This is a genomic window from Nostoc sp. (assembly GCF_036917275.1).
Classification (GTDB): Bacteria; Cyanobacteriota; Cyanobacteriia; order Cyanobacteriales; family Nostocaceae; genus Nostoc.
Genome location: NZ_JBALDF010000053.1, coordinates 50,947 through 73,525, shown reverse-complemented (window position 1 = coordinate 73,525; position 22,579 = coordinate 50,947). Strand labels below are relative to the sequence as shown.

At 41.9% G+C, this 22,579-nt stretch carries 13 protein-coding genes and 5 pseudogenes; 11 read left to right on the top strand and 7 right to left on the bottom strand.

Annotated elements, in window-relative coordinates; all coding sequences use genetic code 11:
- Positions 1–1,163: 1,163 nt before the first annotated feature.
- The 6 genes from V7K35_RS19525 (at position 1,164) to V7K35_RS19500 (ending at position 9,045) form a co-directional block, all read left to right on the top strand.
- Positions 1,164–2,384: an MFS transporter gene (locus V7K35_RS19525; protein WP_335080831.1), complete on the top strand. Its 1,221-nt coding sequence runs from the start codon at positions 1,164–1,166 to the stop codon at positions 2,382–2,384.
- A 122-nt stretch (positions 2,385–2,506) separates the two neighbouring features.
- Entirely contained in the window at positions 2,507–3,484 is a 978-nt protein-coding gene (locus tag V7K35_RS19520) for a hypothetical protein (protein WP_335080830.1), read from the top strand.
- Between the two features lie 319 nt (positions 3,485–3,803).
- Positions 3,804–4,859, top strand: coding sequence for a BMP family protein (locus V7K35_RS19515; protein ID WP_335080829.1), 1,056 nt, complete (start codon positions 3,804–3,806; stop codon positions 4,857–4,859).
- Positions 4,860–5,100: 241 nt separating this feature from the next.
- The gene (locus tag V7K35_RS19510; protein WP_335080827.1) at positions 5,101–6,609 is read left to right on the top strand and encodes an ABC transporter ATP-binding protein; all 1,509 of its coding nucleotides are present in this window, start codon (positions 5,101–5,103) and stop codon (positions 6,607–6,609) included.
- Positions 6,610–6,984: 375 nt separating this feature from the next.
- Positions 6,985–8,031, top strand: a complete 1,047-nt coding sequence (locus tag V7K35_RS19505; protein ID WP_335080826.1) for an ABC transporter permease — start codon at positions 6,985–6,987, stop codon at positions 8,029–8,031.
- Between the two features lie 75 nt (positions 8,032–8,106).
- Positions 8,107–9,045: an ABC transporter permease gene (locus V7K35_RS19500; protein WP_335080825.1), complete on the top strand. Its 939-nt coding sequence runs from the start codon at positions 8,107–8,109 to the stop codon at positions 9,043–9,045.
- Positions 9,046–9,132: 87 nt separating this feature from the next.
- Here V7K35_RS19500 and V7K35_RS19495 read toward each other — a convergent pair whose 3' ends face one another.
- Positions 9,133–10,578 (bottom strand): FAD-binding domain-containing protein, encoded by a 1,446-nt coding sequence (locus tag V7K35_RS19495; protein WP_335080824.1) that lies wholly within the window; start codon positions 10,576–10,578, stop codon positions 9,133–9,135.
- Between the two features lie 50 nt (positions 10,579–10,628).
- Here V7K35_RS19495 and V7K35_RS19490 point away from each other — a divergent pair, with 50 nt between their 5' ends.
- Positions 10,629–10,931 (top strand): hypothetical protein, encoded by a 303-nt coding sequence (locus tag V7K35_RS19490; RefSeq protein WP_335080823.1) that lies wholly within the window; start codon positions 10,629–10,631, stop codon positions 10,929–10,931.
- A gap of 129 nt (positions 10,932–11,060) precedes the next feature.
- Here the strand turns inward: V7K35_RS19490 and V7K35_RS19485 are convergent.
- Positions 11,061–11,342 (bottom strand): annotated as a pseudogene (locus V7K35_RS19485) (hypothetical protein); the annotation flags it as partial.
- 351 nt (positions 11,343–11,693) lie between these two features.
- On the opposite strand from V7K35_RS19485, the gene V7K35_RS19480 reads away from it, so the two are divergent.
- On the top strand, positions 11,694–12,137 hold the full coding sequence (locus V7K35_RS19480; RefSeq protein ID WP_335080821.1) for a TOBE domain-containing protein: 444 nt from the start codon (positions 11,694–11,696) through the stop codon (positions 12,135–12,137).
- A gap of 321 nt (positions 12,138–12,458) precedes the next feature.
- On the opposite strand, the gene V7K35_RS19475 is transcribed toward V7K35_RS19480, so the two are convergent.
- On the bottom strand, positions 12,459–12,632 hold the full coding sequence (locus tag V7K35_RS19475) for a hypothetical protein (RefSeq protein ID WP_335080820.1): 174 nt from the start codon (positions 12,630–12,632) through the stop codon (positions 12,459–12,461).
- A gap of 521 nt (positions 12,633–13,153) precedes the next feature.
- Here V7K35_RS19475 and V7K35_RS19470 point away from each other — a divergent pair.
- Both V7K35_RS19470 and ftsH4 read left to right on the top strand, forming a co-directional pair.
- Positions 13,154–13,339 carry a DUF2949 domain-containing protein gene (locus V7K35_RS19470; protein WP_334795050.1) on the top strand — a complete coding sequence of 62 codons (186 nt, stop codon included), beginning with the start codon at positions 13,154–13,156 and terminating at the stop codon, positions 13,337–13,339.
- Positions 13,340–13,431: 92 nt separating this feature from the next.
- On the top strand, positions 13,432–15,300 hold the full coding sequence (ftsH4, locus tag V7K35_RS19465; protein ID WP_335080818.1) for an ATP-dependent zinc metalloprotease FtsH4: 1,869 nt from the start codon (positions 13,432–13,434) through the stop codon (positions 15,298–15,300).
- A gap of 303 nt (positions 15,301–15,603) precedes the next feature.
- Here the strand turns inward: ftsH4 and moeB are convergent, their stop codons facing one another.
- The 4 genes and pseudogenes from moeB to V7K35_RS19445 all read right to left on the bottom strand — a co-directional run.
- Positions 15,604–16,776, bottom strand: coding sequence for a molybdopterin-synthase adenylyltransferase MoeB (gene moeB / locus V7K35_RS19460; protein ID WP_335080816.1), 1,173 nt, complete (start codon positions 16,774–16,776; stop codon positions 15,604–15,606).
- 132 nt (positions 16,777–16,908) lie between these two features.
- A pseudogene (locus V7K35_RS19455) lies at positions 16,909–17,169 on the bottom strand (Mov34/MPN/PAD-1 family protein); the annotation flags it as partial.
- Positions 17,170–17,275: 106 nt separating this feature from the next.
- Positions 17,276–17,776 (bottom strand): annotated as a pseudogene (locus V7K35_RS19450) (reverse transcriptase N-terminal domain-containing protein); the annotation flags it as partial.
- Positions 17,777–18,351: 575 nt separating this feature from the next.
- A pseudogene (locus V7K35_RS19445) lies at positions 18,352–18,531 on the bottom strand (Mov34/MPN/PAD-1 family protein); the annotation flags it as partial.
- Between the two features lie 1,099 nt (positions 18,532–19,630).
- Between V7K35_RS19445 and V7K35_RS19440 the strand changes: the two are divergent.
- A pseudogene (locus tag V7K35_RS19440) lies at positions 19,631–22,342 on the top strand (beta strand repeat-containing protein); the annotation flags it as partial.
- Positions 22,343–22,579: the final 237 nt, after the last annotated feature.

The following is a 22,579-nucleotide window of genomic DNA, read 5'->3' as shown; positions in this document are numbered from 1 at the left end:
GCCTAATAAATAATAAGCCGTATAAATATAGATGTCAACAGATCGCGCCCAGGATTAAGAGACGGAAGTCCCTTAGCAAAAGGCTGAAACAACCTATTTACATTGATGCATAAGACGATGATTTTGTATAGTGCATAGATCACAATTTTATTGCTTCTCAATATTTCCGACACAATAACAAATTTTTGAGAAATCTGAACCTTTATGCATTTTTCTTTCACCACATATATAAAATAAGATTAATTATATTTAGGTATATTTCATCAGAATTTTATAATTCCGAACATTGTAATATGCAAATATTACAACGATCAAATATATTTCAACTGTAAAACTACAAAGGTATATATTATTATGTCTATTAATGTAGCGAAGGAATCCCAAACCCTTGCGATTCCTTTATTTAACTTAAATTCATTCACAATGACAAATGTATATTTAATTTTGCATTACTACTTAGATGTGTCCCAATCTTTGCCTGGGGTATCTGCCACAGCTGACCTGTAAGCTGAAACTATCTCTGCCAATAACTTTCCTGGTCAGTGATATAGACACGAGTAAGAACCACAATACGGTTTGGCCATTAATCAGTTAAGTATTCTTGCAGTTCCCGAACCAACTTATACCTTGGCAATATTAGCTTTTGGTATTTCAGGTGCTGTTTTGAAACTACGCCAACGCACTTGACACTCCCACGGTGTCAAAATATTCCATTTAATAAGTTAGAGGTTTTGGACATATTCAAACTTCTGTAATACCAATTACCTATAAGGTTGCTCGCGAAAAATAGGCTTAAGCTTATTGTCTTACCAAGCTTGATTTTATGCAGTTTCACAAAGGATTGGTATAAGTTCTAAATAATTGTTATCTTTAGCCAAATTAAAATCAATGTCATACAAAGAATTAGAAGGTATCATAGACGCTAAGATCCAAAAAGCTATACGGAAGCACGAGTTTATAGTTGCTTTGATTAGTAGTATTATTGGCTTGATTTTTATCATGGGTTTGTTTCACGCTATTTTGCTCAACCACACTCAAATTAATGCATTTTGCTTGAACTGATTCCTGGTTGAATTCAATAGAATATTTATTATTAAGTGTTCCCTAATGTCCATAAAACTAATCTAAGTTACACATATTTTTTAGAAAAGGGAATTACACTTATGGAGAGTACAAATAATAGCAGGGCTATATTCGTCTTATTTTTAACTGTATTTATAGACTTGCTCGGCTTCGGAATTATCCTGCCAATACTGCCTTTGTATGCTGAACAATTCGGCGCAAAACCTAATGAAGCGACTCTACTTATAGCTATTTATTCTTTAATGCAGTTCTTATTTGCACCATTATGGGGTAGTTTTAGCGATCACTACGGTCGCCGTCCGATTTTATTACTTACTTTATTAGGTTCTGTAATTGCATACACTGGGTTAAGCTTTGCCAACTCATTATGGATTTTATTTATTGCTCGTAGTCTTGCCGGGATTATGGCAGGGAATATTGCCACTGCTCAAGCGTACATAGCAGATATTACCACGCCAATTAATCGAGCTCGTGGCATGGGTATAATCGGAGCAGCTTTTGGTCTTGGCTTCATTATTGGCCCAGCGATTGGAGGTCTTTTGATCGGATCTGATGCGGACAATGCTAACTTCCATCTACCGTCGTTGTTCGCAGCCGGATTATCTCTATTGGCATTGCTTTGTGCTTTGATGTTACTTCCAGAATCTCTAAATTCTGAGACTAAAGCCAAAATCAAAGCTTATCGCTACCGTCAGCAACGGCTGAACTTACTACATCTGTCACAGCGTCCCCAGTTTTGTATGCTTGTTGGTATCTACTTTTTAGTAACCTTTGCTGTTGCGGCTATGGACTCTACATTGGCTTTATGGTCTAAGCAGCAATTAAACTGGGGTCCTCAACAAACAAGTTATCTTTTTGCCTTCATGGGGATTGTCAGCACAATCATTCAAGGAGGACTCATCGGATTCCTTAAGAAACACTTGGGTGAAATAAAGTTACTTACCTTGGGGATATTAGGGTTAGGTTTAGGATTGCTGCTAATTGGATTCTCACAAAGCTTAATTTTATTGTTGGTGTCCACCGCCCTTGTAGCATGGGGAATTAGTGTCAGTCAACCAATATTGAACAGCCTGATTTCCCAGATGACCCCCCCAGAAGAACAAGGACAAATATTAGGAATTGCCAGTTCTTGCTCTGCGTTGGCACGCATTGGTGGGCCAACGTGGGCAGGGGCTAGTTTTATGAAATTTGGAAGTTCTGCTCCTTTTTTGAGTGGAGCTTTAGTAGTGCTGGTAGCTTTGACTCTCAGTTTGCGAGTGACTAAAAGCGCATCTGAATCAAAGACAGAACGTGTAGTTTAAAAATCCTGATTTCAAAGTAAAAAGGTAAGGATTCAGAAAGCTTTGATAACAAATCTTTTCATAATTTTTTAACAGCCTTATAGTAAAGACTTTTAATCCCAAATCTAAAATCTAAAATTAATATGACAGGTCGCCGAGTATTATTTTTAGGCATCTTTGTAAGCATCCTCCTCACCTACGCAATTTGGATCGGTGGGAGCATTCCCGCAAGCATCATTAAACTTCCTGATCAAGGATTAAACTGGTACTACTGGAAGCTTCCCAATCCGACCTTTTGGAGTCGAGCGACGGCTTGGGGCATGTACCTTGGGCATCAGTTTAGCATCTGGGCGTGTATCTTATGGGCGCAGCGATCGCAGTTGAAATACAAATCAGCGTTGCACCCGATTAATTACCTTATGCTTGCCATTAATGGTGCATTCATTGCTTTACACTTTCTCCAGACCTATATTTGGTACGATGCTCTAGCTCAAGATACTTCAATTTGGGCTTCCCAAGGTGCAGTTGTACTCCTACTGGTCTTCGTACTGATTTTAGAAACGCCTCGACGCGGTTTGTTTTTTGGCAATTCTGTTCCATTCCATCAACAGTTTTTGCAAATTATCAAGCTGTACCACGGCTATTTTTTCTCCTTCGCCGCTATCTATACGTTTTGGTATCATCCAATGGAAGCGACTGCGGGGCACTTAATTGGTTTTCTTTATATGTTCTTGCTTCTGCTCCAATCGTCGTTGATTTTTAACCGCACCCATGTAAATCGTTGGTGGACATTCACTTTGGAAATTACGGTGCTTTTACATAGTGTAGTTGTGTCATGGATGCTAGGACAAAGCAAGTGGCCAACATTTCTCTTTGGTTTTCTTGGCATTCTGGTGCTTACTCAGCTTCACGGTCTACCTGTTAGTATCTTGACTAAACGTACAATCTACGGAACCTTTTTAGTGAGTGTACTGGCTGTTTATAGACTGACTGAACGCGGCTTGGGCAGAATTTACGAAGTAACCTATATTCCTCTGATTGAGTTTGGGCTGGTTGGGGCAATTTACTTAATCTTCCTGCTGATATTATGGACAATTTCTCGTTTACCTGTGAAGACGTAACTTCTGTTTCGTTAACCCGCTCCCCTTTGTGGCAAATTCAAAGTTCGTTTCCATATCACCCCCTTTTTTTAAGTACCTGCCTTAACCAGCCAGGACTTAACTTTATTGAGCGTTCTTGTTCTAATTTTTTGGCTGGATATTGTTGCTTGCAAGCCAAAACATGGGTTCGTTCCCAGAGCGTCTCGTTGTCGCAGCCTAAGAAGAGAAGAGGCGTTTTTGTGCCTTGATTGCGAAATCAGGGAAAAATTGTTTTCAAAATACCACCTACGACTTTAGAGTATTGAAATAACTAAAATAGCTACCTATCTGAAGGCGAGGTATGACAACAAACTTTAGTCGGCGTCAATTTATCTTGTTTGGTTCAGCAGCGTTTGGTACTAGCTTACTGGTGCAAGCTTGCAGTAGTAAGCCGACGACACCAACAGCGACAACAACGGGGGGTGCTAAAGGGTTTAAAATAGCGATCGCTCTCCCTGGAATGATTACCGACAAAGCCTGGAATCAATCTGGTTATGAAGGTATTAATCTAGCAAAACAAAAGCTAGGTGCAGAAACCGCCTATGTAGAAAAAGTAGCACAAGCAGATCAAACAGAAATATTAACAGATTTTGCTCGTAAAGACTACAATCTCATCTTCGCGCATGGCGGACAATTTGACGCTGCAATTGAACAAGTCGCCTCACAATTCCCCAACACATTTTTTGTAGGAGTAAATGGTAATCTCAAAGGTGAGAATATTGCTTCTTTACGAATAGATCACCTACAAGCTAGTTATTTGTGTGGTATTATCGGTGCTTCTGTCACTAAATCTAATAAATTAGCTTACATTGCTGGAGAGAAGTTTCCCGCTACCGAGGGAGAACTGCGAGGATTTGAATTAGGGGCAAAGTCTGTTAAACCAAATATCCAAATTATTTCTACTTTTACGGGTGATTGGAATGATGTTGCCAAAGCTAAAGAAGCGACTATTGCATTAATTTCTTCCGGTGCTGATGTCATATATCAATGGTTAGATAATGCCTCAGCCGCAGTCTTACAAACAGCAGGTGAAAAAGGGATATATGCTTTTGGTAACACAAATGATCAATTAGATGTTGCACCAAAAGCTGTCTTAACCAGTGCTGTCAAACGCTTAGATTTAGCCATAGCATGTATAGCAGAATTAGCTAAACAAAAACAAATCAAAGGACAAATATATACAATTGGGCTAGAAAGAACAGATATATTATTTTTAGGAAAATTCGGGGCAATGATACCGGAGGCAGTTAAACAAAGGGTATTAAATGCAAAGCAAGAGATTGTTAATAAAAAAATCGTTTTTGAAGACTGCAAAGAAGCTGGTAAGGATACACGCTGCATGAAGAAAACAACATAGGTTTAACATACAGATATGCTATGTGCGACTTATTATTAAAACCCCGCTTCCATTCCTCTCCCCGAAAGGTCGAAAGGCTTTGATTCTTTCTCCCCAACCCTTGCAGCGTTGGGGTTGAGGGTTAGGTTTGAGAGAAAATTTGCACACTGCGTTACAGATATCTTAAAAAAATTTCGTAGTCAGGACTATAGTCCTAAAATCTGGGCTAAAGTCCTGACTCTGAGCTATCATTTTTGTGAACATGAACTATTTACGCTTAAAAAATATTACCAAATGCTTTGGTTCTTTTATCGCTAACGACAATATCAATCTCTCTGTTGCATCTGGAACCATTCATGCAATACTAGGCGAAAATGGTGCAGGCAAGAGTACTTTAATGAATATTATTAGTGGACTCTATCAACCTGATGCTGGTCAGATTTACCTTCAAGAACAACCAATAAAAATTACCTCACCAAATGAGGCAATTAAACTCGGTATTGGCATGATTCACCAACACTTCATGCTTATACCTCAATTGACTGTCACAGAAAATATTATCTTAGGAACAGAGAAAACTTGGCGGCTGAATCTCCAATACAAACAGCAAGAAATCGCCGCATTATCCCAAGCTTATGGATTAAAAACTGACGCCACTGCCAAAGTTGAAAATTTATCTGTTGGGGCACAACAACGGGTAGAAATTCTCAAAGTTCTCTACCGTCGAGCAAAATTGTTGATTCTTGATGAACCTACAGCAGTTTTGACACCCCCAGAAGTAGAATCATTAATTGCTATTTTGCGCCAATTGGCAGCCGCAGGCAACACAATTATTTTTATCAGTCATAAATTAGAAGAGGTAATGAATCTTTGTCATTCAGTAACAGTTTTACGCCAGGGAAAGGTAGTAGCAACAACATCAACTTCAGCGGCGACACCTCAGCAGTTAGCAACATTGATGGTAGGACAGGAAGTAGCTTTACAGTTAAATAAAAGTCCTAGATTAGCAGAAAAAATTATCCTGTCGGTGCAAAATTTACAAGTTACTGATGAAAGAAATATTCCTGCTGTAAATAATGTATCTTTTGAACTGCGGGCGGGAGAAATTTTAGGAATTGCTGGTGTCGATGGAAATGGACAGCGAGAACTAGCCGATGCGTTGGCAAAGCCCGTCGCAGACATCGCTTTTTTGCGGACTATTAAGCAGGGTAAAATTGAGTTTACGCACAACCATTCGTTAGTGGGCTACATCCCAGAAGATAGGCAGACAATGGGCTTGGTGTTGCAATTTAGCATCGCCCAAAACTTGATTTTAAAAGCTTTTAAATATCTGCCATTTTGTCGCCGTTTTTTGTTACAACAAGAAGCGATCGCCAATCGTGCCCAAGCTGCAATGCAAGAGTTTGACATTCGGGCGAATGGGATTGATATCAAGGTAAGTCAGCTTTCGGGAGGAAATCAACAAAAAGTTGTGTTAGCGCGAGAATTGGCGCAAACACCAGCTTTAATTATCGCCATGCAACCCACAAGAGGGTTAGATGTAGGGGCGACAGCAGCCGTCCATTCTCGAATATTAACAGAACGCGATCGCGGTGCCGCAATTTTGTATATTTCTACTGAGTTAGAAGAAGTGATGACAATGAGCGATCGCATTGCCGTAATCTACAGAGGTGAGTTTGTCGCTATTTTGGATGCACAGACGGCGACAGTGGAAGAAATTGGTTTGTTGATGGCTGGAGGACAAATAGGGAATAAAATACCAAGTCTTTAAATTATTTCTCTTTAATATACTTAATGCCCTTGCACAACCCCACTATTGGGCATGATTCACTTTCACGAAAATCAACCTCTTTGAGTTTTTGGATATATCGGAAAATAAGTTCCTCTGATTCCTGCTGGTAATTTTTGAGGAAAACTGGTATTACTGGATGATCTAGTACTTCAGACAAAAATAACATAAATCCAGTTAATGAGGATACAATACTCTGTAGAGATTTAGGGTAATATTATTGTGGGTAAATTTACTACCAGTTATGGTAAAAATGTCGCCATTCACGTATTCATAGCGACATTCTTATAACTGTTCCCAATCGATGTATTGCTCGATACTCCTTTTTTGAGGTTGAGGGGTGGCAATCATCGCATAATGACCAGAACAAATCGCATTCTATTCCTACTACCAATCTTATCACCGCTAATTGCGATCGCCTCCGCTCTGCTCGTCGGTGCTATCCTAATGCTAATTGCTGGAGCAAATCCCATCACCGCATACAGCATCCTATTTCTTGAATCTTTCTCTACCTACTTTGGATTTGGTAACACCCTCACCAAAATGACACCGCTATTGTTCACCAGTTTAGGCGTGTTAGTAGCATTGCGGGCTGGACAATTTAATATCGGTGGGGAAGGACAAATTTATCTGGGTGCATTGGGAAGTACTTTAATTGGGTTATATTTGCAAGGATTACCTGCGGTGATTCATATCCCCTTAGCACTTTTGGCAGGATTTTTCTTTGGTGCAGTTTGGGGTTGGATTCCTGGTTATCTCAAAGCAATGCGCGGAGTGAATGAGGTAATTACTACGTTGTTGCTCAACTATATCGCAGTGAATTTAGTTAGCTACCTCGTACAAAATCCATTAATGGCAACAGGTGCGCCTAGTCCTTATTCGCCATTAATTGCCAAAACATCTCGCTTGCCGATTATATTACCACAAAGCCTCGCCCATGCAGGTATTTTATTAGCTTTAATTGCCGCAGCTATTTTATGGGTATTGTTAGTGCGATCGCCTATAGGTTATCAAATTACGGCAGTGGGATTTAACCCGATTGCCGCCCGTTATGCCCACATATCTGTTGAACGTACCATTATGCTGGTGATGGCGGCTGCCGGTGGTTTAGCTGGGTTGGCTGGGAGTTGTGAGGTGATGGGGTTGAAATATCGGCTATTTGAACAAGTTTCACCAGGTTATGGATTTGATGCCATTGCGATCGCTTTTTTAAGTCGTGGTAGTCTTATCGGTGTAGTATTGACTTCTTTGTTTTTTGCAGCGCTTCGCAGTGGTGCGAATGTGATGCAGCGTAGCGCAGGTGTGCCAGTAACTGTGGTTTATGCGATTCAGGGTTTTATGGTGTTGTTTATTGCTATCAGTTTTGCAATCGAAAGAGAGATAAGAGGAAAAACAAAGGTTTAACGCAGAATAACACAGACAAAACTTTGCGATCCTTTGCGCTTCCCTCTGCGAACCTCTGCGTTTAAAAAAAGCTCTATGAATAATCTCAACTTCTTCTCTGATTACTTGGTAGCTACTTTGCGTCTAGCTGTCCCCTTAGGATTTGCTGCCCTTGGAGGATTATACTCAGAACGGTCAGGGGTGTTAAATATCGCCTTGGAAGGGATGTTACTTACTGGCGCTTTTACTAGTGCTGCTACCACTTTCTCCACTGGAAATCCCTGGCTTGGTATCCTCGCTTCCTTAATTGCTGGGGGATTAGTCGGACTACTCCACGCTGTTTTATGTGTGACTTTGCGTGTTGACCAATTGGTGTCTGGACTAGCAATTAATCTTGTTGCATCTGGGTTAACATCATTTTTGGCCCGGTTAGTCTTTAATGGCAGTAGTACACAGCAGTTACCTGGAATCGGGGCAATTACTATTCCTGGTTTAGCCAATATTCCCCTAATTGGGCCGTTACTATTTCAAGAAGATATTTTAGTATATTTATTATTTATATTAGTTCTTTTAACTACATATATTCTATTTAAAACTAGTTTTGGACTGACATTGCGAGCAGTGGGAGAATCTCCTCAAGCTGCTGAAACCGCTGGAATTTCGGTACAAACTGTCCGTTATATTGCTGTAGTGATTAGTGGCACTCTTGCGAGTTTAGGAGGTGCTTATTTAACTCTAGTACAGGTAAGATTTTTTGCCGAGGGGATGAGTGCTGGGAAGGGATTTATTGCGATCGCAGCATTAATTTTTGGCAGATGGCATCCTTTTGGTAGTGCTTTGGCTTGTTTGTTGTTTGGGGCTACAGAAGCTTTACAACTGCGAATTCAGGCATTAGGGGCAAATATACCTTACCAATTTTTAGTAATGTTACCTTATGCGATCGCTTTATTAGCATTAGTGGGTAAGTTGGGAAAATCTACACCCCCTAAAGCTTTAGGTACTCCCTACTTTGGAGAAAATCGCCACTCAGACTAAAAAAACGTTCCTTCGACGAATATTTTTGACCATTGATCTAACGGCAAGAAAGTAACATCACCTTTCAACCATCTGTCAAAAGTTATCTCAATCACCTCTACTAACGGTTTTTTGCTGTTGATAACGCAGTTTAAACTGCTGTTGTTGTATTTTATGATCCACGATTGGTTCAGGATAGCCAACAGCATGACGTTCTAAAGATGGAATTTTACCACTAACTAAATATTCTGAATCTACAGACCGCAATTCTGATACCCATTGCCGAATATATTCCCCCTCTGGATCAAATTTTTGTGTTTGACTGGCTGGGTTGAAAATCCGCACAGGTTTGGGGTCCATGCCGCTAGAAGCACTCCATTGCCAACCGCCATTATTGGCAGATAAATCCCCGTCAATCAACTTTTGCATAAAGTATTTTTCTCCCAATTGGGGATTAATTAGTAAGTCTTTGGTGAGGAAACTGGCAACAATCATCCGACAACGGTTGTGCATCCAGCCACTTTCATTCAATTGGCGCATTGCTGCATCTACAATCGGGTAGCCAGTTCTCCCCTCGCACCAAGCTTGAAAATATTCTTCGTTAGTTTGCCAAGGAAAGTTTTTGAAGGTGTCGCGGAAAGCACCATCAGCTAATTCGGGGAAGTTATACATTGCATGTTGATAAAACTCTCGCCAAGCTAATTCTTGTTGCCATGTGCGAATATTAACTGCTGTTTCCTCACTGCGGCTATTTTCTTGTGCTTCTATGGTGGCTTGCCAAACGGTGCGAATACCAATTACGCCAAATTTAAAAGCTGCACTCAGTTGCGATGTTCCATGAACTGCCGGAAAATTGCGCTGTTCTTGGTATTCAGTAATAGCTTTAGCAGTAAATTCCTCTAGCCGTTCTTGCGCCGCCGCCTCTCCGGGTGAAATAATCAATTCTCCATCCCAGATAAATCCTAAATCTTTGGCTGAAGGTAATGCGATCGCTCCTGCAAGTTTTGCAATTTCTTGTTCAGCTGGCGTTAATCCCTCAACATTTTGGAGTGTTTCTACTGGTTGAGCCTTCGGTTTGCTAATCCAATTTTTCCAGAAGGGGGTGTAAACCGTATAAGGATTGTTACTACCAGTACGTAACTCATCTGGGGAGTTAAGGATTTGATCCCAGTTTTGGTTAAGAAACTTAATACCTTTTTCTTTGAGGGCATTTATAACAGTGCGATCGCGTTCTTGCGAATAAGGTTCTACATCCCAATTCCAAAAAACAGCTTTGGCATTTATTGCCTCTGCTAAAGCTGGTATCGCTTGTACAGGATTGGCGTGGAGTATTAATAACTGGCTGCCAACTTTAGCATATCGCTCTTGGAGTTTCTCTAAACAGCCAATCATATAAGTTATTTTTACAGGAGCGACATCATCCCGTTCCAGAATATTCGGATCAAGGCAAAACACCCCCACCACTTTCGGACTCTGCTGTTTTGCCGCAGCCAGTCCCGTATTGTCAGAAATGCGTAAATCGCGCCGATGCCAAAACAGAATTAAGTCAGACATTCCATACTGGATATAGTTCACCCGTACTAGCTTAGATGCTAGTGGTACCAATGAGCATCATTCTGGCGATAAATTTTTTCTATAATCTGCTAAATCCCCAAGAGGAAATCTTACACCTAGAATTCCAAGTTGCACCCGTCTCAGTCCCACCAATGCCGATTCGGATGCTAGACTACTACGCGAGGCTGCGTCGGCAATACAGTTTTTACCCTATTGAACAGGTTATCATCTACCTCAAAGAAACCACTTCAAACGCAGTTTTTATCGAACAATTTACCGACACTAATACAGTTCATCGCTTCCGTTCGATTCGGATTTGGGAGCAACTTTATAAGTGGGGTAGAAATAGCTAGGACTTACGCAAAAATTGCCAACTTCGCTTAATTTATCGAACCGCCAAGACGAGGCAGTGCGTTGGGCGGCTCTGCCGACTTGAAGCAACTGCCGTGCCAAGAGCGCCGAGAATTCGTAGAGTGTGCGTAAGTCCTAATAGCAATTAGTTCTTTTGGATTAAAAACCTTTTCATAGTCGCTACACTTGCCTTCTTTGCCTTGAATCAAACTAGAGCGTTCTACATAACCGCTAATAATATCTCCCGTCTCAACGCCGATAACATCAAAATTTTGTGCTTGCATCCAATGCAGTACTTCTTTCACCTCCGCATCAGCTGGCATAGCTTTGAGGGGTTCTGCTACGTATTCAATGGTGATATTGTTCTCAAATAAACTCCGCAGGTCTTGAGAACGCGATTTTAAGTGTTTCATCCCCCTGCTATGAACTCACGTTAAATAATCCTACGGCACTCATGCGATCGCCGCTTTCGGTTTTTTCTACCAGATTACCATTGTGTACGCATCGCTATCTCAACAAATATCATAGTCCAATCTTATACCATCATAGTTGGTATTAAGAGAGTGACGGTTAGACATTCTCAAGTAACAAAATATTTTGCACATACAAAAAAATATTTATCTACTTATCTATATCAGATTAGTTGGTTAATTTTCGCTAAAAATGTCGAAAATCCTGACAAAAAAAATGTTATTACTAAAACGACATGTTGAATTGATACTTGCTAGAATTTTACCAAGATAACCAAAATTGATAATATTATTATGCCAAGAAAAGAACAGGGATGGGTCACATTTCAAACCTCAGAGGACGAGCGGAAGATTCTGGAGGAGTTTTGTGAACAGTCTCAACGCACCAAGACTGAGATTCTGCGGGAACTCGTGCGTAGTCTTAATCAGCACTCACCAGCACCAATCTCACCACCAAGTCAACAGGAAAAACAGGAAGATACTTACGCTCAAAAGCCTGAGATAGAAAGTAGTATTCAAAAGAAATCACTAAAAGTTAGCTCTCGCAATATTCTTAAAGGTGTTATTAAACGAGTTGTTTATGGAGCTGTTAATAGTGAGGTGACTCTGGAGATTATTCATAAAGTAGAATTAACCTCTATTATCACCAGAGCTTCCGCCGAAGAGTTGGAACTATCTGAGGGAAAAGAAGCTTATGCAGTTATTAAATCTAACGATATTGTGATTGCTAGAGAATAAAAAAACATTGATTTTTAGCGTTGAATATTAAGAGGAGAAAGTTTACTCACTAACACTTTTAATTTTGGATAACTGCAAGATAAATTGATTCTATTGTGTTTAATAGCTTTGTGAAAGCTAGAATGAACGCGGTCATTTCAACAATTTGATTTTTATGTTCCAAGGCAAAGCCGTTGTTTGCCACAGGAAAATTCCAGTGAACTACTGATAGTCATCATCTAACAAAAATAAAACTTCCTCCCCAACTACCGTAGTTTCGGCTGTTCACTCCATTACGAGTTGTCCCATAGTAAGAACCTGCTCCCGGACGAATTCTAATTCTCACTTGTCCACCATAGTTGGTTTCCTTGTGTAGGCGACTGGTGTTAGCGTAGCGTTAGCGAGTCTGTGAGCGTCACCCGTTCGCGCAGCATCTCCATCAGGAGAAGGGCGTTGCGTTGTCGCCAAGCGCCGCACCGTCAACAATTCAAGGTGCGTTAGCCTACGGCATAACACACCCTACTTCTACTTCCAATTTATATTTCTTTATATACATTGAATTTTTCTCACCGATTTAATTAGATATTTATATGAATATCTAAGCAGTGTCAATATGCTAAATGTAATTCTGGTAAAGTTTTTACGTCACTGAATAACCCGTCATAAACACATCACTTTCCAGATTGTGTATATATCTATCTAAAGATAGAAATCATTAATGAAAAATGAACATCACATGGGGATTTATCTTTACGTCTCCAATCTCTGCATTTTCTCTCATTTCCACTGCTTTTAACTCTTTGAGTACGGTAAACCGTATTTGCTCGTTAGTTCCCAAAGATTAATTTAATTGTTAAGTTTAATTACATAAATAAAAAATGACTGCAAACATTGCTAAATAGGAGAATTTATGAGAAGTGGTAGTATCCTTGACGATCAAGACAAACTGAACAACTTTGTGATCCAGCCTGGACATTAGATCACACAAGTCAAGCTCTCTGAGAAATAAGACTTATTTAACATTGTTTAACATTGCTATGAAAGCTACAGATCAATTGGTGCATTTTTTAAAGGAAGAGTTGGGTATTTCTAGTGGAGCAATTTCTCTTGGTTTGCGACATTGTGAGCAAACCCCCAACTTTCTAGCCATGACCCTTTGGCAGTATGGGCTGGTAACACTGGATCAGTTAGCCCAAATTTTTGATTGGTTGGAAACAGTATAAGCTGCTTCAACTATTCGGATGCTAAATATGCCGACTTTCCCAGAAAGTCACATTCTCAACAGTTTTCATTTTAAGGATTGGTAACAACATTTATGGGAATTAAAGAACAGCCTAAGTCACCTCGGTTTCGGATCATTGCTAATATATTGCTGGCAGTATCAGGGCTATTCCTGCTTTTAAATATATTTTTGCCTGGTTTATTTGCTTCTGGCCCTGCTGGTGTTCCCTATAGCCTATTTATTCATCAAGTACAGGAAGGGGAAGTCAGTCGCGTTTCCGTTGGTCAAAACCAGATCCTCTACCAACTAAAAACAGAAAATGCCGAGCCGGGCCAGGTGTTTGCAACTACACCAATCTTTGATTTAGAGTTACCCAAACTGCTAGAACAAAAAGGAATTGAGTTCGCTGCTACACCTCCACCCAAGAATACTTGGATTACAACCCTCTTGAGTTGGGTGATTCCACCACTGATTTTTATCGGCATTTGGCAGTTCTTTCTCGCCCGTGGTGGTGGTGGCGGTGGTCCCCAAGGTGTTCTCTCTATTGGTAAAAGCAAAGCTAAGGTTTACGTTGAAGGCGAATCAGCTAAAATCACCTTTGCAGATGTGGCTGGGGTAGAAGAAGCGAAAACTGAGTTAGTGGAAATTGTAGATTTCCTCAAGACTCCAGGACGCTTTACCCAAATTGGCGCTAGGATTCCCAAAGGTGTGCTGTTAGTTGGGCCTCCAGGTACTGGTAAGACACTTTTAGCGAAAGCCGTAGCCGGAGAAGCAGGAGTTCCATTCTTCAGTATATCTGGTTCGGAGTTTGTAGAATTGTTTGTCGGTGTGGGTTCTTCCAGAGTGCGGGATTTGTTTGAGCAGGCAAAGAAACAAGCTCCCTGTATTGTATTCATTGATGAATTAGATGCGATCGGTAAGTCTCGTAGCAGTAACGGCTTCTACGGTGGTAACGATGAGCGAGAACAAACCCTCAACCAATTACTAACTGAGATGGATGGGTTTGCAGCTGGGGATGCAACGGTAATTGTGCTAGCAGCTACCAACCGCCCGGAAGTACTAGACCCGGCATTGCTGCGTCCAGGCCGCTTTGACCGCCAAGTTTTGGTAGACCGTCCCGATTTATCTGATCGTGAAGCAATTCTCAAGATTCACTCTCAAAAGGTAAAATTAGGAGATGATGTCAATCTAAAAGCGATCGCTACTCGTACCCCCGGTTTTGCTGGCGCAGATTTGGCAAACTTGGTGAACGAAGCTGCATTATTGGCAGCTCGCAATCTTCGTGAAAGTGTTGCTCAAGCAGACTTTGCCGAAGCAATTGAGCGGGTAGTCGCCGGTTTAGAAAAGAAGAGTCGAGTGATGAACGAGACTGAGAAAAAGATTGTTGCATACCATGAAGTTGGTCACGCAATGGTAGGGGCGCTAACAACAGGAAACGGTCGCGTAGAAAAGATTTCGATTATTCCCCGTGGGATGGCTGCTTTGGGCTACACTCTGCAATTACCAACTGAAGACCGCTTTTTGCTGAATGAAGAAGAATTACGCGGTCAGATTGCGACTCTGTTAGGTGGACGTTCTGCCGAAGAGATTGTGTTTAACAGCATTACAACAGGTGCTTCCAACGATTTGCAACGGGCAACCGACTTGGCAGAACGGATGGTAACAGCCTATGGTATGAGCAAAGTCTTAGGACCACTGGCTTACCAACAAGGACAACAAGCAATGTTCCTGGGTAATGGTGCGGCTAATCCCCGGCGGGCGGTGAGTGAAGACACATCCAAAGCTATTGATAGCGAAGTCAAGGAAATCGTGGAAACAGCCCACGAACAAGCCCTAAATATTCTCAGAGAGAATCGAGACTTGTTAGAAGCGATCGCTACTCAACTCTTAGAAACAGAAGTCATTGAAGGAGAAAAACTGCACAGTCTGCTGAGTCAAGTTAAACGTGTAGCTCATTCATAATTAAGAAAGTCAGGTTTTAAACGTAGGGGAACGCAGAGATGAACGGCTGCGTTCTTTTGCATTAAACCTTTGCGTTCCTTATGCGTTTGAGAAATGCCACTCATAGCAATATTTAATCTTTAGTGAAAGTGGGCTGTGCATTTTTAACCTGAGTTCAATCAACCTCTCCCTGACTTCAACTAAACTTCAAGTCTTTCCCTCTCTGAGTCGAAGAGGGACGGTTTTGCGTAGTAAAACCAGGGAGAGGTCTTTTGATTTTGCTGATTAGGCGAACACCATATAACCCGTCGAAGTCACCTTTTTTTAATACTCCGGAACTGACGGATCAATTTCTTTACTCCAAGCGGTAATTCCGCCTTTGACATTCGTCCCGACAATCCCGGCTTCCTTGAGGATGGCGAGGGCTTTTGCTGATCGCCCGCCCATCTTACAATGAGCAATTAAGCGGTGACCGTTCAATATTTCCTTCACCTTCGCAACGCCATTGCCATTTTCAATCTCTGGTAAGGGCACCAAGATTGAACCAGGAATCTTAGCAATGTCGTACTCATGAGGGTTGCGGACATCCAGCAGGACAAAATCCTTTGCACCGCTATCCAGCAATTCCTTCAAATCCTTGACGGTCATTTCTTGACTTTCCATCTGCTGTTTTGCCTCCTCTGCCTTAGCTTGTGGAATTCCGCAGAATTGTTCGTAGTCTATCAACTTTTCAATCACTGGGCGAATCGGGTTAGGACGCAGCTTCAACTCTCGAAATTTCATATCTAAGGCGTTGTATAGCAGCAACCGTCCGCTCAAGGTGTTACCTTGTCCCAGAATGATTTTGACAGTTTCAGTTGCCTGGATTAAACCAATAATTCCTGGCAAAATTCCCAATACGCCACCTTCTGCACAAGAGGGAACCATTCCTGGTGGTGGTGGTTCTGGGAAAAGGTCACGATAATTTGGTCCACCTTCGTAGTTAAATACACTAGCCTGCCCTTCAAACCGCAAAATTGAACCGTAAACGTTGGGTTTGTTCAGCAATACGCAGGCGTCGTTGACTAGATATCTGGTGGGGAAGTTATCAGTACCATCCACTACTATATCATAAGGTTGGAGGATTTCCAAGGCGTTTTCGGAACTCAGGCGAGTTTCGTAGAGATCAACCTGACAATAGGGGTTAATCTCGTGAATGCGGTTTTTTGCCGATTCAATTTTGGGTTTACCTACCCAGGATGTACCGTGGATTACTTGGCGTTGCAGGTTGGAAGTATCAACAACATCGAAATCGACAATCCCGATGCGTCCAATACCCGCCGCCGCCAGATATAAAAGTAGTGGTGCACCTAGTCCACCTGTACCGATACACTGGACGCTGGCAGCTTTCAGGCGCTTTTGTCCTTCTAGTCCTACTTCCGGTAAAATCAGGTGTCGGGAGTAGCGTTCGTAATCGTCTTTGGTCAACTGGATTTCATCCAGATTGGGATTGAGCATAGTAGTTATCATGTGGGACGGAATATTAATCCTATCGAAAAACTGTATCTTCATAGGACGAGTGGGGAAGACGAGTTTTCATCCGTGGTGGCGGCGAAAACCAGTACGAGTGACTGTCTTTAAACTAAGCCGTTAAATTATATTTTCAATTACCTCTGCTTGAAACTGATGATGCTCATCAAGGCTCCAGCTTTCGAGTTCTCCAGCTTTGCCGTTTTGGACGGAAACTATTATATACGAGTATCCCTGCCAAGCGTATAGGCGATCGCATTCTGAAGGGATAGCAGGATGATCTGGGTGGGAGTGAAAAATGCCAATAATGTTCAGTGAGCGATCGCGTCCTTCCTTTTGTGTTTTTAGCATAACTTCGGGTGCGATCGCATATTGCCGTCTTTGGTTGAGTCGATGGGGGATATTATTCCCCGCACCTCTCAGTTAAATCTGGGCGTGCGACTTTCACCGCACCCAGCTTCCGATGTTCTTAGCTTGCGCTTTTGCTCATGTGTTTTTGTGCATCATGAGCAGAGCGCCCAGTTCTGAACCCATAGCTCCTAGCGTGGAAAGTGGCTTCGTGTGCTGGTTCGAGGGCATATTTTGCTAGGCATTGCCAAGCTCTATCCGCGATGGTTGGTATTTTAAGCATTCTGGTTGTCCCGTCCTTTTTAGGGATGGGGATTTCCCTTAGTCCTTGATGTTTCCAATTTCCACTATTCATTTTCAGTAGTTCTTCAAGATTGAAGCGTTCTTCAGATGAGAGGGATTTTTTGCCATCAATACCACCCGTCTTTTTGCCAGCATTTAACTGAGATACAAGTCTAATTGCAAGAAATCGAGCCGAGGTTGATTTTAGAATAAGCTTTTGGAGTAACCTAGCTTTCCGCTTGTCTCCAACAAGAACCGCTTTGTACACTCGCTTTTGAAGGCGGAAAAGATTTCGGCGGAATTTCTTCCACGGTAATGCTCTCCAAGATTCACTAGTTTTGTAACTGTGTCTAATCATTTTCTCTTCTGGAGTTTGTGTATTCTGAACACCTCAGACCAATTACGGTCTGTCCTACCCGACTTGTGAGAGTTCCGCTTCTCGTCTAGCCTACCTGGGGAACGAAAGCCCCAAGACTCACAAATCGTTTTTATTCGTTCCCTCGGAAAGATTGATAGTTCCGTTAGGTGTAGCCAATTCAACCATTGGATTCCCAAGACTCTTGCCGCTAAAAAATTAAAATGTGGCGGGAATTGGCTCCAATAAAGTCAGGTTTTAAAAGTTGCGTCCTGCTTCAGCATAGGTTGCTTTTCTAGGCTCGATTTCACCGTGGGAACTCCCTGTTAGCGCCAGTGTCAACCCGCAACGGTCGTCTGATTGCGCCCTGTTCCCAGCTTCACTCTACAAGAACCGAGCTTGTTCGGTGTGGGCAGATAAGGAGTCAATTCTGAGTCTGAATGGTAGGACTTTCACCTACATCTGACCGAGAGTTCAGCCTTTTAGTGACAGTAATCTGCTGTCAGGCTGGCTTAGTTATGTACGGGCTGATTACCGTGATTCACTAAGCAACGAATCGCACTACTTTCTGCTGTGCGTTCCCCTGGAAACTCAGCAGCCGCTTCTGTATTCCAAGCATTTTCTGTTGGCATGATTTCTACCACAATTTTGCCTCCATTAGCCAGATAGCCTAAAATTATACCGCAACACTCGTCTGGGTAAGTGCTTTCGGCATGGGTGCGGATAATTTGCAAGTGTTGTTGGCTCAGTCTGATCATCTCTGCATTTGTAATTTTGGTAACCTATAGCGATTCTTGCTTAAATATTAAGATATTGTCAGACGATCAAGATCATAGTTGCAGCCACGCCCAACCCAGGTGTTAGCGTTGGCATAGCCTCTGGTAGAGAAGCTTATTGTAACCCCTACGGAGATGTTGCTACGTATATCAGATACACTAGAAGCGATCGCAGCGGTCAAAAGTAGAAGGCGTTGCATATTTGCGGGATGAATTGGCGGCTGGAACCAGTGAAACTTTGTTCCACATTACAGCTATTTTCAGGTAAATAGACCACGTGGTAGGGGCGCAAGACGTTGCGCCCCTACGACAGATGTGGTTCAAATACTTGAATTCTGCTGTAAACAAAATCATCCCGTGATTCAGCAACGCCAAGTAAAAATATATATTTTGTATCACTCCTTGAAATATTTGCCTACTGCTTTCTGCTTTGTTATTGCCTAGAAATTAAAAGAATATGAAGAATACACAAAGTTCAGTATTTATATATAGATTTATCGGTCAATAATGTAAAGAATATGCAAAGATGCTGATTTCAGCATAGACATTTAAGTAAAATATGGACTATGTATTTATTTTGAGACTATTGAGATGAAATGTTCTCTATTTTCAAGCTAGACATCCACACAGAATAGCCTACAAGGAGGGCAGAAAAATTTCTTTCCCAAGCAAGAGTCAACTGTTGACTATTTTCTCTTTTAGTAAGACTTAGGCACTGACAAAAAAAACCAAATATGAAAGGTGAGTTTTAGGCATTCAATTGTGAGATTTTTTGATGGTTGTTCAGTGATTTCTATTGAACAAAAATATTAATTTAGCCTGAAATCACCAATTATCGTGAATGCACACGCTGATTAATTTGTACAGTGCTTAAGACTTAGATAGTTTGAGATAGTTAGCAATGCTACGTAAAAGCCTTTTCATGAGGTGAATCTTCCAAAAATATTACTATTCCTCAAGGGTAACGGATAAAGTATGCCGAAAACATCAAATTGAGGCGAATTTTTCTGCTGGAAAATAGCACTTACAGCAGGTTGAGAACAGAAGTTACTAGAAAAATCGATTTAGGTAGGTAAAAGTTATGGCAAATATCATTGGAACCAACGGTAATGATACCTTAGTGGGCAGCGATAGCGCGGACACAATTAACGGGAAAGCCGGGGATGATACTATCACAGCTAACCAGGGCAACGATACTTTAACTGGTGGCGGTGGCAAGGATAAATTTGTCTACAACTACAACAACGGCACTGATACCATCACCGATTTCAATGGCGTAGGTAAAGGAACAAACCCGATAGTAGCAGTCATTGCCGAAGTGGACACCCTAAAATTCCTTGGTACTGCCTTAACTGCTCAAAATCTGCTGCTGACTCAGAATGGTAACAATCTGGAAATCACCTTTGAAGGGGATAATACCAAAGTCATCCTGCAAAACTTTGCCTTGGAAAACCTGGATAACTTGAGTAAATCTACTGGAGCTACTGTAGACTTGGCTAATATCCTGTTTGATGGGCAAACTAGCCCTATCGATAGCTTTGATGTCTTCAATGCCAACTCTACCCAAAGCACTATCTTCAACAAAAATACAGTCACTTTCCTTAATGACCTCTCCAACAATGTTAATGGCTTTGACAAATCAGATGATGTGATCAATGCTCAGGGGGGTAATGACATCATTGACGGCTTGAGTGGCAACGACCTTTTGAGAGGTGGTACGGGCAATGATACTCTCATTGGTGGTGCGGGGAATGATACCCTCGTTGGTGGTACAGGAAATAAATTTAGCTTAAATGCTAGCGGCTCAACAGGCGATAACCTCCTATCTGGGGGCGATGGGAATGATTCTCTCTCCGTTTCTGGCGATGACGACTACAATACATATGGAGATATCTATTTTGCCTCAGGCAATAATATCCTCAACGGTGGTCTTGGTAACGATAGTTTGAATGCTAGCAGTTCAACAGGTGATAACCTGCTCTCCGGGGGCGATGGGAATGATTCTCTCATAGCCTCTAGCTACGATAACCGTAGTATTGGCGCTTCAGGCAATAATACCCTCAGCGGTGGTGTTGGTGACGATAGCTTGACTGCTGACTATTCAACAGGCGATAACCTGCTTGATGGTGGTGATGGCAATGATTATCTCTACGTCTCTGGTTTCCAGTACTTCTCCTTCCTTGGTGCCTCAGGCAATAACACCCTTAACGGTGGTGCTGATGATGATTACTTGACTGCTAACTATTCAACAGGCAATAACTTCCTCTCTGGAGGCGTCGGTAATGATACCTTGGATGTTGGCGCTTCAAAAGGCGATAACCTACTTAATGGTGACGATGGCAATGATTATCTCTCCGGCTCTGGCTATATTACCAGATACGGCATTGTTAACCCTTTAGGGGATAACACCCTCAACGGTGGTGCTGGTAACGATACATTGAATATTAACTTTTCAAAAGGCGATAACCTACTCAATGGTGGCGATGGCAACGATTCTCTCATAGCCTCTGGCTACTCTGACTATTACGCAGGATTCTCCACCGCTTCTGGCAAGAATACCCTCAACGGTGGCGTTGGTAATGATACATTGAATATAGACAATTCAACAGGCAATAATCTGCTGGATGGAGGCAATGGTAATGATTATCTCTCCGGTTCTGGTTACTACCGCAACGACTTCGACCAAAGTTTTTATTTTGTCACATCAGGCAATAACACCCTTAACGGTGGTACTGGTGATGATACATTAAATATTGACTATTCATCAGGGAATAACCTCCTCTCTGGTGGCGATGGCAATGATTCTCTCTCCGGCTCTGGGTTCGAGTACAACGACTACTACGGGCGCAGTTTTACCACATCGGGCACTAACACCCTCAACGGTGGTGCGGGGAACGATACATTGAATATTGACAATTCAACAGGCAATAACCTGCTCTTTGGAGCCGATGGCAATGATTCTCTTAGTGCCTTTGACGCCTCAGGCAATAATACCCTCAACGGTGGTGCGGGGAATAATACTCTCATTGGTGGTATAGGTAATGACTACCTCGATAGTGGTACTGGCAACGACCTGCTGCGGGGGAATGCGGGAAATGATACTCTCATTGGTAGTGGAGGTACTAACACACTTAACGGTGGCGCTGGTGATGATTACTTAAGTATTAACTCTTTAGGTTCTGACTCTTTTGATGTCTTTAATCTGCTCTCTGGGGGCGATGGTAATGATTCTCTATTTTCCTCTTTTTCCAATGGAGCAGCCGGCTCCAGTTTAAACACGCTCAACGGTGGCACTGGTGACGATTACTTAATTGTTAATGGTCCTACAGGTTCAAACATCCTTAACGGGGGTGATGGGAATGATTATCTCACCGTCTCAGGCTTCTCTAATTCTTCTTATTATGGTAACACCCTCAACGGTGGCAATGGGAATGATACTCTCACTAGTGCCAATGGCAATGATATCCTGGTAGGTGGCAACGGTACTGATACCTTTGCCTTCAGTAGTTACAATGACGGCGTTAATAGTATTAATGACTTCAACGCGACTAATGAATTCATTCAAGTATCGGCTACTGGTTTTGGTGGCGGGTTATCAATCGGTTCACTTAAGATAAGTCAGTTTACCCTTGGAGCATCTGCAACGACGATCGCTCAACGATTTATTTATAATAATTCCACAGGTGGACTGTACTTTGACCTTGATGGTAGTGCGTCTGGGTTTACTCAGGTAAAATTTGCACAATTATCTGCTGGATTGTCACTAACCAACAATAATTTTGTGGTTGTTTAATCATAATTAGCGTTCTTCTATCACTAAGCGGCACGCAATGGGAGGTTCTATTTTAAGCACCTCCCATTAGATTGTTGAATACAATTACTGTTAGCAGAGAATAGATGTTGGATTTTGTTCCTCAACTTTGGGCATGGGTGCGGATAGTTTGCAAGTGTTCATGTCTGCGCTCATAATTTTGGTAACCTATAGCGATTCTTGTTTAGATAGAAAACATTGCCAGGCGTAGGCGTAGCC

Excerpts from the sequence above, each read along its gene's own strand:
- V7K35_RS19500 (WP_335080825.1), top strand. The coding sequence starts at position 8,107 with ATGAATAATCTCAACTTCTTCTCTGATTACTTGGTAGCTACTTTGCGT.
- V7K35_RS19515 (WP_335080829.1), top strand. The coding sequence starts at position 3,804 with ATGACAACAAACTTTAGTCGGCGTCAATTTATCTTGTTTGGTTCAGCA.
- V7K35_RS19480 (WP_335080821.1), top strand. The coding sequence starts at position 11,694 with ATGCCAAGAAAAGAACAGGGATGGGTCACATTTCAAACCTCAGAGGAC.
- V7K35_RS19510 (WP_335080827.1), top strand. The coding sequence starts at position 5,101 with ATGAACTATTTACGCTTAAAAAATATTACCAAATGCTTTGGTTCTTTT.
- moeB (WP_335080816.1), bottom strand. The coding sequence starts at position 16,776 with ATGCTCAATCCCAATCTGGATGAAATCCAGTTGACCAAAGACGATTAC.
- V7K35_RS19505 (WP_335080826.1), top strand. The coding sequence starts at position 6,985 with ATGACCAGAACAAATCGCATTCTATTCCTACTACCAATCTTATCACCG.
- V7K35_RS19520 (WP_335080830.1), top strand. The coding sequence starts at position 2,507 with ATGACAGGTCGCCGAGTATTATTTTTAGGCATCTTTGTAAGCATCCTC.
- V7K35_RS19490 (WP_335080823.1), top strand. The coding sequence starts at position 10,629 with ATGAGCATCATTCTGGCGATAAATTTTTTCTATAATCTGCTAAATCCC.
- V7K35_RS19470 (WP_334795050.1), top strand. The coding sequence starts at position 13,154 with ATGAAAGCTACAGATCAATTGGTGCATTTTTTAAAGGAAGAGTTGGGT.
- ftsH4 (WP_335080818.1), top strand. The coding sequence starts at position 13,432 with ATGGGAATTAAAGAACAGCCTAAGTCACCTCGGTTTCGGATCATTGCT.
- V7K35_RS19495 (WP_335080824.1), bottom strand. The coding sequence starts at position 10,578 with ATGTCTGACTTAATTCTGTTTTGGCATCGGCGCGATTTACGCATTTCT.
- V7K35_RS19525 (WP_335080831.1), top strand. The coding sequence starts at position 1,164 with ATGGAGAGTACAAATAATAGCAGGGCTATATTCGTCTTATTTTTAACT.